Origin of the sequence: Methylobacterium sp. WL69 (assembly GCF_008039485.1) — a bacterium.
Taxonomy (GTDB): Bacteria; Pseudomonadota; Alphaproteobacteria; order Rhizobiales; family Beijerinckiaceae; genus Methylobacterium.
This window is the reverse complement of record NZ_VRUZ01000100.1, coordinates 1-14,557: the sequence shown is the minus strand read 5'-3', so window position 1 is coordinate 14,557 and position 14,557 is coordinate 1. Positions and strand designations below refer to the sequence as shown.

Here is a 14,557-nt window from a genome sequence, read left to right as displayed (position 1 = left end):
GGGCCAGGGCGCAGCCCAGGGCGCCCGCCAGCACGGCGCGCCGGGAGGGGGACAGATGGCGGAGCGCGGTCATTTCGTGAGGATCAGCTTGTCGTTGGCGGTCACCCGGAGGCGGTAGAGCGCGCCGGCATGGAGGATGACGATCTCGCGGCGGCCCTGCAGGAGGACCGCCGAGGCGATACCGCCCTCCGGCGCCGCGGAAGCATCGCGTGTCACGCTCAGGGGGCCCGACGCCCGATCCCGCATGGGATCGCCCCGGCCACGCTCGCTCACGTCGGACATGTTGTAATCATTCCAAGTCGTCATCGGCATCTTTACGATCGATCCAAAGTACCGATGCGGTCCCATCACCATAAAGACCTTCCCAATTGGATGCCAGACGAGACAAAGGCGTTTTCGTCGACCGGGCCGGCGATCCGGCTCGACCGATCGGGAGGATGGGCGCCGAACGGCCGTGCGCCCCTGGACGTTGGAGGGGTGACACGCAACGATCGGACCGGGGAAAAACCCGATCTCACACCAAGCGCGGGAGACAAACGCCATGAGCCCACCCGTCGTCGTCGCCGTCGCGATCACCGGCTCCGTGCCGCGCAAGGCCGACAACCCGGCTTTGCCCGTCACGGTGGCCGAGCAGATCGAATCGACCCACGCCGCCTACGAGGCCGGCGCGACGTTGGCCCATATCCACGTCCGCAACGACGACGAGAGTCCGTCCTCCGATCCCGACCGGTTCGCCGCCGTGCAGGCGGGCCTGCGCACGCACTGTCCGGGCATGATCGTGCAGTTCTCCACCGGCGGGCGCGGGCGCGATCCGGCGAGCCGCGGCCTGTCGCTCCGGCACGCGCCGGACATGGCTTCCCTGTCGACGGGGTCGGTCAACTTTCCCACCATCGTGTACGAGAACCACGCCACCCTGGTGCAGGATCTCGCCGCGCAGATGAAGCGCGTCGGCACGCGGCCCGAGATCGAGATCTTCGACCTCTCGCACCTGCACGGCGCCCGGCGCCTCGTGGAGGCCGGGCTGATGGACGACCGGCCCCACGTCCAGTTCGTCCTCGGCGTGCACAACGCCATGCCGGCCGAGGAACACCTCCTCGACCTCCTGCTCGCCGAATTGCGGCGCGTGCTGCCGAGGGCGACGTGGACGGCGGCCGGCATCGGCCGCCATCAGGCGCCGGTGATGGACTGGGCCCTGGCCCGCGGCGCCGACGCCGTCCGCACCGGGCTCGAGGACAACATCCGCATCACCAAGACCCGGCTCGCCGCGAGCAACGCCGAACTGGTGGGCCTCGCCGTGGCGGCGGTCGAGGGGCACGGCCGGCGGGTCGCCACGCGCGCCGAGGCCCGCGCCGTCCTGGGGCTGGCCGGCTGATCCGGCCCCCGGTCAGGCGGGATTGGGCCCCGGCGTGCCGCAGGCGTAGCAGAACCGCTCGAAGGTGCTCTTGCGATGCTCGCAGGAGGGGCAGCGCTCGAAGACGCCGATGCCGCAATGGGGGCAGTAATTCGCCGCCGGGTTGGCGAGGTCGATGGGCCGCTCGCAGCCGGGACAGACCTTCTTCGCCAGGCGCTGCAGGGCCTGGTCCGTGGCGATCTCCGTCCGGCGTTCCGCGTCGGGCCGCGCCTCGGCCGCCTTCTGCCGTTCGTTGTAGGCGTGGAGCGCATTGATCGCCGCGCGCCCGACGAAGAACGTCGCGAGGACGCCGACGCCGTAATGCACGTAGCCGCCGTAGCTCGGCAGGTAGGGCACCAGCTCGACGAAGAACGCGAAGGCCGCGGCGAAGGCGAAGCCCCAGACGAAGGGCCAATTGCGGGTGTGCCGGCGCTTCGCCAGCAGCCATCCGGCGAGCGCCAGGAGCGGCAGGGTGAGGGCGAGGCGGTAGCCGAAGACCCGCAATTCCTGGCCGGCCTCGGCCGCGTCGAGCTTCTGCTGGCCCGCCGCCCGCAGCTCCGCCTCGATGCCGTCCTGCGCGCTCTCGCGTTCGGAGAGGTCCAGGCCGGACCGGCTCAGCCCTTCGAGGCGCTCCTCCACCGCGCGCTCCGCCGCCTTCAGGGCGTCGAGCCCCTCCGTGCGGGCGACGAGGGCCGGGTCCTGATCGACGCGCTGGGTGGCGTCCCGAGTCTTGAGCCAGTTCGCAAAAGTCTCCCGCGCGGCTTCGGAGGCGGAGCGCGCCGCGTCGAGGGCGAGCTGCGCCTGCTCGGCCTGGCGCCGGACGTCGTCCTGCTCCCGGCGGATCCGCTTCAGGGCGTCGGTGGATGCCTGCGCCGCGTCCTTATCGAGGAACTGCGCGAGGGTGAAGCGATGCTCGACCTGCGGCAGGTCCCCGACGACGAGGGCGCCGAGGCCGATGAGGAACACCGCGAAGGCGAGGGCCACGAGCCAGAGGACGAAATTGAACCACCGCTCGGACAGTCTCGAACTGGATCGCAACGGCTTATCCCCCAGACGTGAACCGGGGCGATTCCGACCCGATCGGCGCCTCGACCGGAAACCCGTATCAGGTTCCGGCGCCGAGCCGTCCGAAGATTGCACGATCCGGGCCCCGACCGGTCGGATTGTTAACGCGCCTTTCAATCCTCGGGCCTCCCATGGAACCGGGCGACTCGGATACGCTTCGAGCCCGGACAAGGTGGAACCGGACACGCATGTTCGAGAGATTGCGGATTCCGCTGACGGTCGTGAACGGCGTGCAGCTCGGTCTCGTGGCCGGTCTCGCCTGCGCCGGCGCGTGGCTGGCCCTGCCCGAGGGCCGGCCGGCCCTGGAGGCGGCCGAGACGGCGCGAACCGCGGCCCGCAACCTCGCCGGAGCCATCGACCAGGGTCTCAAGGCCATCGAGACCGACGCCCGTTCGGCGGCCCTTCTGCTGCAGGCCCACGAGGCGGCGCCGGACGAGGCGCGCCGTACCGATCTCCTGCGCCGCTGGCTCGGCCTGCATCCGGCCTACGCCGACGCCATGCTGGTGGGGTCCGACGGGACCGTGCGGGTGGCCGGCGGCGGCACCCCGCTCGGACAAGCCTGGTTCCGCCGGGCGCGCGGGGCCGAGACCGCCATCGCGACGGAGGGCGGCACCGTCCGTCTCAGCGTCGCCCTGGGCGGCGAGCACCTCGTCCTGCGGGTCGGCCCGGCCTGGTTCGAAGAGCTCGAAGCCCGCGTGCGCGGCGGCCTGGCGGCCCCGGCACCCGGCCTCGCCCTCGGCGTCACCGGCGCCGACGGCGTCCTGCTCGCCGGTGTCGCGCCGCCGCGGCCGCTGCCGGAGACCGCCGTCGAGGCCACGGTGCAGACCGGCGGCTCGCGCGATCTGGCGAGCGCGGGCTGGGCGGTGACCTCGGTGATGGCGGTTCCCGCAGGGGGCTTCCGCCGGCCCGACCGCAATTTCGCCCTCCTCGTCCTCGCCATGATGGTCGGCGGCGCCGGACTGGGATACGCCGCCGCCGCCCGGCCGGCCCGCCGCCTGCGCCGCCTCGCGCGGCCCCTCGAACCCGACCACGGGGCGACGGGCGCGGCACCCATCGCCGAGATCGACGCCCTCGAACGGGCCCGGGGCTCCGCCGGACCGGGCGAGGATCGCGGCCTCCGGGAGGCCCGCACGGGGCTCGGCCGGGTCCGGGCACGCCTGCGCACCTTCGAGGCCATGTCGGGTTGGACCCTGTGGGAGGTCGACCCCGCGACCCGGCAGGTCATCTGGACCGATCCCGGCCGCGAAGCCGCCTTCAGCGGCGACCGCTCCATCGAATTGAACGAGCTCATCGACGGCATCCTGCCGGCCGACCGATCCCTGATGCGGCTGACCATGGAGGCCGCCATGGCCGAGGACGGCCCGCACGACGTGATCCTGCGCACCGTCCGCGCCGCGCCCGAGGGCGGCGAGCGCCGCCTGCTCGTGCGGTTCCGGCGCGGCGAGGCCCGCGACGAAGGCGGCGTGCGCCTGCTCGCCCTCAGCCGCGAGATGGGCGAGGGCGGCGAGCCCACCGTCGCCGTCAACGAGCGCCGCCGCGACGGCACCCTGCGGCGGGTCACCGACGGCATCGTGCACGACGTCAACAACGCCCTCACCGTGGTGACCGCCAACCTCGGCATCCTGAAGCGGCGCCATGCCCTCGGCCCGGCCGAGGCGCGGCTGGTGGATGCCGCCCTCGCCGGGGCCGCACGCGGCGCCGGCCTGACCCGCCGCATGGCCGGCCTCGTCCGCACCGACACCCACAGCCTCGCGGAAGCCGACCTCGCCGCCACCGTGGCCGCGTTCCTCCCGTTCCTGCAGTCGCAGGTGCTGGGGGACATGCCGGTGATGAACCGGCTGCCGGCCGATCTGCCCGCCGTGCGCTGCGGCGAGGCGACGATCGAGGTCCTCCTCCTCAACCTCGGCTTCCACTTCCGCGATGGCGGCTTCGACGGCTTCGCCGTGGCGGGCAGCGCCCACGAGGCCGGCCCGGAGATCCCTCCGGGCCTCGCCGCCGGCCCCCATGTGCGGCTCGTCCTGGCGAGCGGCCGGCCGGCACGGGCACGGGCTATGCCGCATGCTTTCCCCGGCACGACGCCCGCCGGGGTCCCCCCCCTCGACGCCGTCGCCGAACTCGTGGAAGCCGTCGGCGGCCGCCTCGCGATCCAGTCGGACGGAACCGGTACGCAGCCCTTCCTCGCCGAGATCTGGCTTCCGGCCGAACCGCCCCGCGCCGCGTCCGCCGAACCGACGCCGGCGCAGGGACGGCCCGCTTGCGTGCCCGTTACGGTGCGTTCCCTGCGCATCCTCCTCGTCGAGAGCGACAGCCTCGTGCGCGCCTGCCTGTCCGAGATCCTGGCCGATCTCGGCCACACCGTGGTCCAGGCCGCCTCCGGGAGCCACGCCCTCGAGGCACTCGCGGGCGAGGGCGCCTTCGACGCGATGATCACCGACTACGCCATGCCGGTGATGTCCGGCCTTCAGCTCGCCGCCGCGGTGGTGGAGCACCATCCGGCGGTGCGGGTGATCATCGCCGGTCCGCACGGCCACCTGCCCCGGACCGCCGGCCGCTTCACGCAGCTGGACAAGCCGTTCCATCCCGAAGACCTCGCCGCGATGCTGGCGACCATCGCCGCCGCCCCCATGGCCCGCGCCGCCTGAACCGGGGCGGGATCGGGTCTCGCCGGATCGCATGCGGACGGCCAAGGATCAGGCGGCAAGGATCAGGCGGCAAGAATCGGGGCGGCGGGAACCGGACCGGTGTCTCACGGCGGCACAGACAACGCCCCGGAATACTGTTCGTTACGGACGAATATTAACCTTCATCGATCATGAATCTGTGCGTGCGGCTCTCAAGGATTTGAGCCCAAGTTTTTGCAAGCACAGAGCGAGCCTCGATCCATGCATCGCCTGAAGGCCACGACCGTCCTCGGCATCCTCGTCGCGTTTCCGACGAGCGCCGTCTCCGCCGATCTGCCCAATCCCCGCACCACCAGCACCGAATGGTACACGGGGGCCGAGGCGCAGGGCATCGACGACAGCTGGCGCGTCGCCGTGGACGGCTCCACCAGCGTCACCTCCAACAGCTCCGCCTTCGGCTCGGTGACCGGGACCATCGCGGCCGCCGGCACCCTGACCCAGAGCGGTCCGCGCGTGCGCATCGACGGCACGGCGGGCACCTACTCCTATCCCGGCCAGGGCGTCGCCCAGCGGGTCACCGGCTACCAGCAGGAGGGCGCGGGCCTCATCGGCTACGAGTGGATCTGGGCCGATGCGGCCCTGGCCGGCTATCTCGGCTTCAACGTCCGCAGCAACCAGCTCTCCATCGCCGATCCGGGCAACCCCGTCGTCGGCACCGGCGTCGGTCTCAAGGTCGCGGCCAATTTCTACGCGACGCCCACGGACCGGACCATGGTCTCGGCCTACGGCTCATACTCGACCAAATTCAATGCCTACTATTCCCGCGTCCGGGCCGGATACATGGTCGCCGACGGCGTCTATCTCGGCCCCGAGGCGCTGTTCCTCGGCGACGACTTCTTCCGCCAGTACCGCATCGGCGCCCACCTCACCGGCCTCCGCTTCGGTCCCGTGGCCATGTCGGTGGCGGCGGGCTTCGTCCAGGACCGCATCCAGGGCAGCGGGTACTATTCGAGCCTCGAGGCCCGCATGCAGTTCTAGGGTGGTCTCCGACGAAGCGGATACCGGTTCGTCGCGACAGAGCACCACTAAAAGCAGTGGCGGCGTGATCCGATCCGATCGGATCGGGCGCGGCTCCGGGAGCGGCGCGCGGAGGATGCCGTCGTTCTCGACCGGGCGCGACATTCGACCACAGGCTCGAACGCCGCCGCATCGGGAGGCCGGAGCCCGCCCGCCGAGCGCGTCATCCCCCACGGCACCGCCGGTCCCGCGAGGACGATAATCCTTCTTATGAAGTCATGTGCAGTTGCACTTCGGTTCTCATTCCTTGGGAAGCCCCGGAGCGCAATCGTCGACAGCAATACATCCGGCTCGCGCAAACAGATCACGCAAATCACGTCCCTACCATCGTGGCGATTTCGCCCCTGACGGGCGTCTCCGGCGAACCGCACCGCCTACAGATCTTCTTTTGTGCGCTGCGATCACATCTCGGCGCGTCGCCGCCCGAGTCTGACGCTTGCCCCGCGGATAGCTTCCCCCCGCCTCCGGGGACGTAAACAAGCCTCGATTAACGGCTTCTCTTGCTTCTTTGGAAAGAACCCGGGGCCATAACGGAACCCGGAGCCCACCCCGTGTGCGGTGGGCAACGAAGGAGCACGGCATTGAGGATCGGGGTCCGGTGGCTGACATGGATCGTCGCGACCGTGTCCGGTCTCGTCCTGCTCGGCCAACCCGTGGCCGCCCAGAACCAGCTCGCCATGAGTCTCGCCGCGATGCTGGCGATGATCGTGCTGTGGGTGTTCTTCGACGGCCCGCGGGCGCGCTTCGTCTTCCTGGCGCTCGGCTCCCTGGTGGTCCTGCGCTACGTCCTGTGGCGGGTGACGAACACGTTGCCATCCCCGGGTGATCCCGTCGGCTTCGGTTTCGGCCTCGTGCTGCTGCTCGGCGAACTCTACTGCGTCTTCATCCTCTTCGTCAGCCTCATCATCAACGCCGACCCCCTCAAGCGGCCCGCGCCCGCCCTGCCGGCGGCGGCGGAGCTGCCCGAGGTCGACGTGTTCGTGCCGACCTACAACGAGGACGAGGGCATCCTCGCCATGACCCTCGCGGCCGCGCGGCAGATGGACTATCCGGCGGACAAGCTCATCGTCTGGCTCCTCGACGATGGCGGCACCGACCAGAAATGCGCCGATGCCGACCCCGCCAAGGCCGCGGCGGCGCGCCAGCGCCGCATCGACCTGCAGCGGCTCTGCGGCGACCTCGGCTGCCATTACCTCACCCGCGAGCGCAACGAGCACGCCAAGGCGGGCAACCTCAACAACGGCCTCGCCCATGCGCGTGGCGACGTCGTCGTCGTGTTCGATGCCGACCACGTCCCGTTCCGCTCGTTCCTCACCGAGACGATCGGGCACTTCGCGCAGGACCCGAGGCTGTTCCTGGTCCAGACGCCGCACGCCTTCCTGAATCCCGACCCCATCGAACGGAACCTGCGCACCTTCGACCGGATGCCGTCGGAGAACGAGATGTTCTACTCGGTGACCCAGCGCGGCCTCGACAAGTGGAACGGCTCGTTCTTCTGCGGGTCGGCGGCCCTCCTGCGGCGCACGGCCCTCGACGAGGCCGGCGGATTCTCCGGCATCACCATCACGGAGGATTGCGAGACGGCGTTCGAGCTGCATTCGCGCGGCTGGACCAGCGTCTACGTCGACACGCCCCTCATCGCCGGTCTCCAGCCCGACACGCTCACCGACTTCATCGGTCAGCGCTCGCGCTGGTGCCAGGGCATGTTCCAGATCATGATCCTGAAGAACCCGCTGTTCCAGAAAGGCCTCAAGCCGATCCAGAAGGTCGCCTACCTGTCGAGCATGACGTTCTGGTTCTTCCCGGTGCCGCGGCTGATCTTCATGTTCGCGCCCCTGCTGCACATCTTCTTCGACCTGAAGATCTTCGTCGCCAGCGTCGACGAGTCCATCGCCTACACGGCGACCTACATCGTCATCAACCTGATGCTGCAGAACTACGTCTACGGGAAGTTCCGCTGGCCCTTCGTCTCGGAACTGTACGAGTACATCCAGGGGCTGTTCCTCGCCAAGGCCATCGTCTCCGTCGCGATCTCGCCCCGCAAACCGACCTTCAACGTCACCAACAAGGGCGCGACCCTCGACCACGACCATCTCTCGGCCCTGGCCGGCCCGTTCGTCGCCGTCTACCTGCTGCTCCTCGCCGGTTGCGGGGTCGCCGCCTATCGCTACCTGTTCGAGCCCGGCGTCACCAACCTGATGCTGGTGGTGGGCCTGTGGACCTTCTTCAACCTGATCACGGCGGGCGCGGCCCTGGGCGTCTGCGCCGAGCGCAAGGTGACGGAGCGGACGCCGTCCCTGCCCATCGACCGCCAGGGCGCCCTGACCCTCGGCGGCCGCGTCACCGACGTGACGGTGGAGCGCGTCTCGGCCGAGGCCTGCACCGTGCGGCTGAACGCGGCCTTCCTCGCCCCCGGCATGGGGCTGACGCCCCTGCCCGGCAACCTGTCCGTGGTGCCGGTGGCGGGGGCGCGGGCGGCGGGTCCCCTCCCCGTCACCCTCCTGGGCGTCGAGCGCACCCGCGACGAGGCGGTCTGCCACCTCGGCTTTCCCAACCTGACCACCCAGGACTACGTCGCCCTGTCGAGCCTGATGTACGGCGAGGCCGAGGCCATGCGCCGGTTCCAGCTGCGCCGGCGCCGGCACAAGGACCTGTTCACCGGCACGCTGCAATTCGTCTGGTGGGGCCTGGTCGAGCCGGTGCGGGCCCTGCGCTACGCCTTCCTGCCGAAACCCGTCCCCGCGCCGGCGACGGCGACGGGGGACCGGCCGGCCGCTCCGTCTCGACCCGGCGAGACCCCGCGGCTCGCCTTCGCGCCGTCCCGGCCCGATCCCACGAGGCCCGACCCGACGCGGCCAGACCCGGACCCGTTCGGCCCGGCCCCGAATCCGGCGGGACCGGCCTCGATCCGGCCCGCGGCCGCCGCCGCGCAGGATGAGGGAGCCGGCGAGTGGGTGCGTCTCATGCTCGAATTCGAGAACGAGCGTCGGCTCTCGGGCGGGCGCGCCGATCGTCGCCGGCCGGCGGTCTCCTGATGCGCACGACCTCGCCGAGCCCGACCTCGCCGACCCCCGCCGTACCGGGCGCGACCGGCCGCCCCGGCGTCCGGAGGCTCGCGGCCGCCGGCCTCTGCGCCATCGGGCTCGCCGGCGCGGCGCAGGCGCAGACGTTCCTCGGCGGGCGGCCGTCCGACCGGTTCGGGGGTCCGCCGAGCGTCGAGACGCAGCGCCCGGTCACCGCCCCATCGCCCGTGGCGCCGGGCGAGCCGACCCAGGGCCGGGTCAATGAGGGCGGGTCGAGCCTCGCATCGGCGCGGCGGCTGCCCTCGGGCACGCGCGGCATGCGCCTCTCGGGCGAGTTCGACAGCCTGCAATACCCGGTGTTCCTCACCGCCGGGCAGGCCCGCGGCCCGGCCCGGATGCGGGTCTCCTACCTGTCGGCGATCTCGGTGGCGCCGGAATCCTCCGACCTGTCCGTCACGATCAACGGGGAGAAGGTCGGCTGGACCCGGATCCAGGCGCCGGGTGCCGTGAAGGTGGTGGAGTTCGCCATTCCCGACGGCCGCCTGACGCCGGGCTACAACGCCGTCCGGCTGAGCGTGAGCCAGCGCCACCGCGTCGACTGCTCGGTGGGTGCGACCTACGAATTGTGGACCCAGATCGATCCGTCGCGCACGGGGCTCGTCGTCCCGCCCGCCGGTCAGGACCTCGACCTGCGCAATCTCGCGGCCCTCGAACCGGACGAGAGCGGGGCCCTGCCCGTGCGCGTCCTCCTCACGGAGAAGCCGGGCCTGAGGCGCCTCCAGCGCATGATCGGGGCGGTGCAGGCCATCGCCCTGGTCGGACGCCTCGCGCGGCCGTCCGTCGAGTTCGGCGCGCCCCTGGCGGGACGCGCCGGCGTGACCCTCGTGGTCGGCACCGTCGAGGAGCTTCGCGGCGTCGAGGGCATCGCCGAGCTCGGCGCGGTCACGGGTCCCAAGCTCGCCCTGCTGCCGGACCGGGGCGAGCGCGCGCCCACCCTCGTGGTCACCGGCGCCAGCGACGGCGACGTGGCCGAGGCGATCCAGACCCTGTCGCGCGTGCGGCCCGCCGAGGACCCGGGCACGGAGGATCTGGCGAAGCTCAACCGGGGCTACGAGGTCCAGGGCGGCGAGACCCTGAGCCTCGACGCCGTCGGCGTCGCGTCGCAGGAATTCAACGGACGCCTCCTGCGCACGCGCTTCGAGCTCCGCATGCCGGCGGATTTCATCCCGGCCGATTACGGCAAGGTGATGCTCCACCTCGCGGGGGCCTCCGCCGCCGGCCTGTCGCCGGAGGCGCGGGTCATCGTCGACGTGAACGGCCGCAACGCCGCCAGCGTGCCCCTCGCCTACGGCAAGGGTGAGCTGTTCGAGGACAGCGCGATCCCCCTGCCCCTCAACCTGTGGCGGCCCGGCCTCAACCAGATCGACATCTCGGCCCAGGTGCCGACGGAGGCCGACCGCACCTGCGACACCCTGAGCCCGGGCTCGACCCAGGCCCGCTTCCTCATGCTCCAGAAGACCCGCATCGTCGTCCCGCGCCTCGCCCGCGGCGTGCGCAATCCGGATCTCGCCGCCGTGAAGGGCGGGGCGATCCCGTTCGTCTCCGCCACCGGCCGGCCCCGGCTCGTCCTGCCGACCCCGGACCGGGATTCGGCCGCCGCCGCGGCGGTGATCGCCGCCCGCCTCGCCATCGCGGCCAAGCGGGTCATCGATTTCGAGGTGACCAGCGACCAGCAGACCGGGCACGGCCCGACCCTGGTGGTCGCGCCCGCCCGCGCCCTCGATCCGGCCACCATCGCCACCGTCGGCCTCGATGCCGACCGCATCCGGCAGGGCTGGGAAGGCCGGGCGGAGTCCGTCGCCGCCCCGGGGCCGGCGGGGGCCGAGGGCATCCTGACCCTCGACCGGCTTCGCCGCAACGTTCCGATCCGCTGCGCCCTGCCCTCCGCCGTGATGCCCCTGCGCCTGGCCGAGGGCGCGGAGGCGCGGGCCCGCGAACGCCGCCCCGTGCCGGCATCGATGCCGATCCCCCAAACGGCGTCCGCCGCCGGCATGCCGCCGGCCGCCGACGAGGACACCACCGGGGCCACCTCCGGGGACCTCGTGGCCAAGTGGGACCAGCGCCTGCGCGGCGGTCCGTCCTCCCTCGACAGCCTCGCCAACGCGGGCGGCGCCGTGTCGGACCGCGCCCGCCAGATCTGGCACGCGGCCCTGGACGGAATCGGCATGGCCCGGGACAAGCCCGTCGAGACCTTCGATTCCCGCGCCTCGCTCATCGTGGCCCAGGGCGCCGGGGCGGCCCTCGATTCGAGCGTCGTCCTGGTGACGGCCCCGAACGCCTGGATCCTGAAGGCGTCGGCGTCCTGCCTCGTCGACCCCCGGGTGTGGACGAACCTCCTCGGCCGCGCCGCCTTCCTCGACGCGGCGGACGGCACCTTCACCATCGATCAGCCCGACACCGTCAGCGTCATCGAGACCCAGTCCCGCAGCCTGTCGAACCTGTGGCTGCTGGCCGCCGCATGGCTGTCCCTCAACCCCGCCGTCTACGTGGCCCTCATGCTCCTGGCGGCCCTGTGCCTCGGCCTGGCGACGGCGGCCCTGGTGCGCGACGTCGGCCGGAGCAACCGATGAATCCGACCGTTCAGCACCGCCTCTCCCACCTCGTCCTCGCGGCGGCCCTCGGCCTGTTGCCCGCGATGGCGCTCGGGCAGACCACGCCGAAGCCGGCGCAGGGCCAGAGGCAGGACCCGGTGGAGGAACCCATGCGTGAGACGGAGACCCGGCGCGAGACGACCCGTCCCGGTCCGTCCGCCAACCCGGCGGTACCGCCCGCCGTCGCGCTGCCCTCCGGCCCGGGAAGCGGGCGCGCGGAGGCGGCGCCGTCCCTGGCGGGCATCCTGGCGGAATCGCCCGGCTGGCCGACCTACCGGGCCCGCTTCGTCACGGCGCAGGGGCGCGTCGTCGATACGGCGAACGGGTCCATCAGCCACAGCGAGGGTCAGGGCTACGGCATGCTGCTGGCGGTGGCCGCCGACGACCGGGCCACGTTCGAGCGGATCTGGGGCTGGACCCGCGCCAACCTGATGGTGCGCTCCGACGCCCTGCTGGCCTGGCGCTGGGCGCCCGACCAGCGCCCCGCCGTGGGCGACCTCAACGACGCCACGGACGGCGATCTCCTCGTCGCCTGGGCCCTGACCGAGGCGGCCGAAGCCTGGGGCGAAGGCGCCTACCGGACGGCGGCGCGCCGCATCGCCGTCGAGGTCGGCCGCAAGGCGATGCTGTTCAAGGACCCGCACGGGGCCCTGCTCCTGCCGGCGGTGGCGGGGTTCTCGGCGGCCGACCGCCCGGACGGCCCCCTGGTGAACCTGTCCTACTGGGTGTTCCCGGCCTTCCAGCGCCTCGGTCTCGTCGCGCCCGAATACGACTGGCAGGGCCTGATCCGCAGCGGCCTCGACCTCCTGCGCCAGGCCCGGTTCGGGCCGTCGCGCCTGCCCACGGAATGGATCTCCTTGAAGGCTGAGCCCCGCCCCGCCGACGGCTTTCCGGCGCTGTTCTCCTACAACGCCATCCGGGTGCCCCTCTACCTCGCCTGGGCGGGGATCGGACGCGAGGCCGACTACGCCCCCTTCGTCACCCTGTGGAGCGGCGCCGCCCAGGATCGCCTGCCCATCGTCGACACGCGCGACGGCCGGGCCGTGGAATGGCTGAGCGAAAAGGGCTACGCCTCCCTGTCCAGCCTCGTGGACTGCGCCGCCGCCGGCAAGGCCGTGCCGGCGGATTTCGAGACCGTGCGCGACAGCGAGAACTACTATCCGACGACCCTGCAGCTCCTCAGCATGGTCGCGGTCCGGATGAGGTACGCATCATGCCTGAAGCGCTAGTGCGTGATGCCGCCAGGGTCGCGAAGGCCTGCTCTGGCCTGCTCCTGGCCGTCGGCTTCGCCGGGGCCGCGGCCGCCCAAGGCCCCGCGCCGCGGGGGCAGGTGGTCTACGGCGACGGCGCGCGCGCGCCCGCGATCCTGGCGGCGCCGACGACCGCCGCGACCCCCGGCATGGTCGACGAGAGCGCCCTGCGCTACTACGCGTCCCAGAAGCAGACGGCCCGGATGAAGGCCGAGATCGGGCGCCTCAAGCGCCTCTATCCCGGCTGGACCGAGCCGCAGGACCTCGACACCCTGAAGCCGAGCCCCCCGGAGGAAGCGCCCCTCTGGGACCTGTTCACCGCAGGCCGGTTCGACGACCTGCGCGACGCCATCGCCAACCGGCGCGCCTCGAACCCGGCCTGGCAGCCCTCCGAGGAACTCAACCGCAAGCTGCGCCGGGCCGAGTTCCGCAGCCGCGTCACGGCGCTGGGACGCAAGGGCGCGGAGGACGTGGTCGGCCTCTACCGGGACGATCCGGGCGCCCTCGACCCGTCCGATGTTGAGAGCATCTGGACCATCGCCGACGGCCTCGCGGTGATGGGCAGCGGCGAGGAAGCGCAGGGACTCTACCGCTCGGTGCTGGAGGGCAATGCCGACGCGGGCGCCCGGCGCGCCACGATCCTGAAGGCCATGGCCCACCTCAAGATGGCGCTGGCCGAGGACCTCATCGCCCTCGGCCGCGGCGAGGCCGAGCGCAAGTCGGACGGGAAGCCGGACGGGAAGGCGGAGTTCGACCCCATCCGCCTCGACATCACCCGCGCGCGGATCGCGGCGTTCCTGCACGACGATCCGGCCGAGGAGCCGAAGACCGCGGATCTCGTGGCGTTCCAGGCCTACGCCAAGGCGTCGAACGAGGCCGGCCAGACCGGCCTGCTCGGCTGGTACGGCTACAAGCGGCGCCAGTACCGCGACGCCCTCGACTGGTTCAAGCTCGCCATCAGCCAGGGCGGCGACGCCATGGTGGCGCACGGCCTCGCCCACACCCTGCGGGCGCTCAACCGGATGCGCGATGCTGAGGAGGTCGCCTATGCGTGGCGCGACCGCTTCATCGGCAACGAGATCCTCTACGTCGACCTGCTGGAGCGCCGGCTGACCCAGGCCAACCCGCCCTTCATCGAGCCGGGCCGGATCGAGCGCTACGCCAAGGTCGTCGCCGCCTCAGGCTCCGGCGAGGGCGCGCAGGCCCTGGGCTGGTACGCCTACAATTCCTGCCAGTTCGAGGCCGCCCTCGAGTGGTTCCAGCGCGGCGTCGCCTGGCTTCCGGGCGAGACCACCGTGCTCGGCTACGCCCTGACCCTGCAGCGGCTCAAGCGCCAGCGCGAGTACGTCGAGACCATCAACCGCTACGACGGCCTGTTCCCGAAGGTGGTGGACCTGCTCTTCCGCGAGGATGCCGGCGGCCCGCCCCTGCCGTGCCAGGCCGCGGCCTCCCCCCAGGCCGCCCCGCGACAGGCGGCCCC

At 72.0% G+C, this 14,557-nt stretch carries 9 protein-coding genes; 7 read left to right on the top strand and 2 right to left on the bottom strand.

Annotated features, from left to right (window positions below):
- Positions 1–69: 69 nt before the first annotated feature.
- A complete protein-coding gene (locus tag FV218_RS19190) occupies positions 70–282 on the bottom strand; it encodes a hemin uptake protein HemP (RefSeq protein WP_348642044.1) in 213 nt (70 codons plus the stop codon).
- A 259-nt stretch (positions 283–541) separates the two neighbouring features.
- Here FV218_RS19190 and FV218_RS19185 point away from each other — a divergent pair, with 259 nt between their 5' ends.
- Positions 542–1,372: a 3-keto-5-aminohexanoate cleavage protein gene (locus tag FV218_RS19185; RefSeq protein WP_147711136.1), complete on the top strand. Its 831-nt coding sequence runs from the start codon at positions 542–544 to the stop codon at positions 1,370–1,372.
- A gap of 12 nt (positions 1,373–1,384) precedes the next feature.
- Here FV218_RS19185 and FV218_RS19180 read toward each other — a convergent pair whose 3' ends face one another.
- Complete coding sequence (locus FV218_RS19180) at positions 1,385–2,428, bottom strand: zinc ribbon domain-containing protein (RefSeq protein WP_147711135.1); 1,044 nt, start codon at positions 2,426–2,428, stop codon at positions 1,385–1,387.
- Positions 2,429–2,643: 215 nt separating this feature from the next.
- Here FV218_RS19180 and FV218_RS19175 point away from each other — a divergent pair, with 215 nt between their 5' ends.
- The 6 genes from FV218_RS19175 to FV218_RS19150 form a co-directional block, all read left to right on the top strand.
- Entirely contained in the window at positions 2,644–5,097 is a 2,454-nt protein-coding gene (locus tag FV218_RS19175; RefSeq protein ID WP_147711134.1) for a response regulator, read from the top strand.
- A 240-nt stretch (positions 5,098–5,337) separates the two neighbouring features.
- Positions 5,338–6,114: a cellulose biosynthesis protein BcsS gene (gene bcsS / locus FV218_RS19170; RefSeq protein WP_147711133.1), complete on the top strand. Its 777-nt coding sequence runs from the start codon at positions 5,338–5,340 to the stop codon at positions 6,112–6,114.
- 620 nt (positions 6,115–6,734) lie between these two features.
- Complete coding sequence (bcsA, locus tag FV218_RS19165; RefSeq protein WP_147711132.1) at positions 6,735–9,188, top strand: UDP-forming cellulose synthase catalytic subunit; 2,454 nt, start codon at positions 6,735–6,737, stop codon at positions 9,186–9,188.
- Positions 9,188–11,806, top strand: coding sequence for a cellulose biosynthesis cyclic di-GMP-binding regulatory protein BcsB (locus FV218_RS19160; protein WP_147711131.1), 2,619 nt, complete (start codon positions 9,188–9,190; stop codon positions 11,804–11,806). Before bcsA ends, FV218_RS19160 begins: the two co-directional genes overlap by 1 nt.
- Positions 11,803–13,056 (top strand): glycosyl hydrolase family 8, encoded by a 1,254-nt coding sequence (locus FV218_RS19155; protein WP_147711130.1) that lies wholly within the window; start codon positions 11,803–11,805, stop codon positions 13,054–13,056. Before FV218_RS19160 ends, FV218_RS19155 begins: the two co-directional genes overlap by 4 nt.
- Positions 13,041–14,557, top strand: a 1,517-nt coding sequence (locus FV218_RS19150; protein WP_246685186.1) for a hypothetical protein, incomplete at its 3' end; no start/stop codon positions are given. The genes FV218_RS19155 and FV218_RS19150, both read left to right, overlap by 16 nt.

Bases quoted from the DNA above. Each gene is read 5' to 3' on its own strand.
- FV218_RS19175 (WP_147711134.1), top strand. From the start codon at position 2,644: ATGTTCGAGAGATTGCGGATTCCGCTGACGGTCGTGAACGGCGTGCAG.
- FV218_RS19155 (WP_147711130.1), top strand. From the start codon at position 11,803: ATGAATCCGACCGTTCAGCACCGCCTCTCCCACCTCGTCCTCGCGGCG.
- FV218_RS19160 (WP_147711131.1), top strand. From the start codon at position 9,188: ATGCGCACGACCTCGCCGAGCCCGACCTCGCCGACCCCCGCCGTACCG.
- bcsS (WP_147711133.1), top strand. From the start codon at position 5,338: ATGCATCGCCTGAAGGCCACGACCGTCCTCGGCATCCTCGTCGCGTTT.
- FV218_RS19190 (WP_348642044.1), bottom strand. From the start codon at position 282: ATGTCCGACGTGAGCGAGCGTGGCCGGGGCGATCCCATGCGGGATCGG.
- FV218_RS19185 (WP_147711136.1), top strand. From the start codon at position 542: ATGAGCCCACCCGTCGTCGTCGCCGTCGCGATCACCGGCTCCGTGCCG.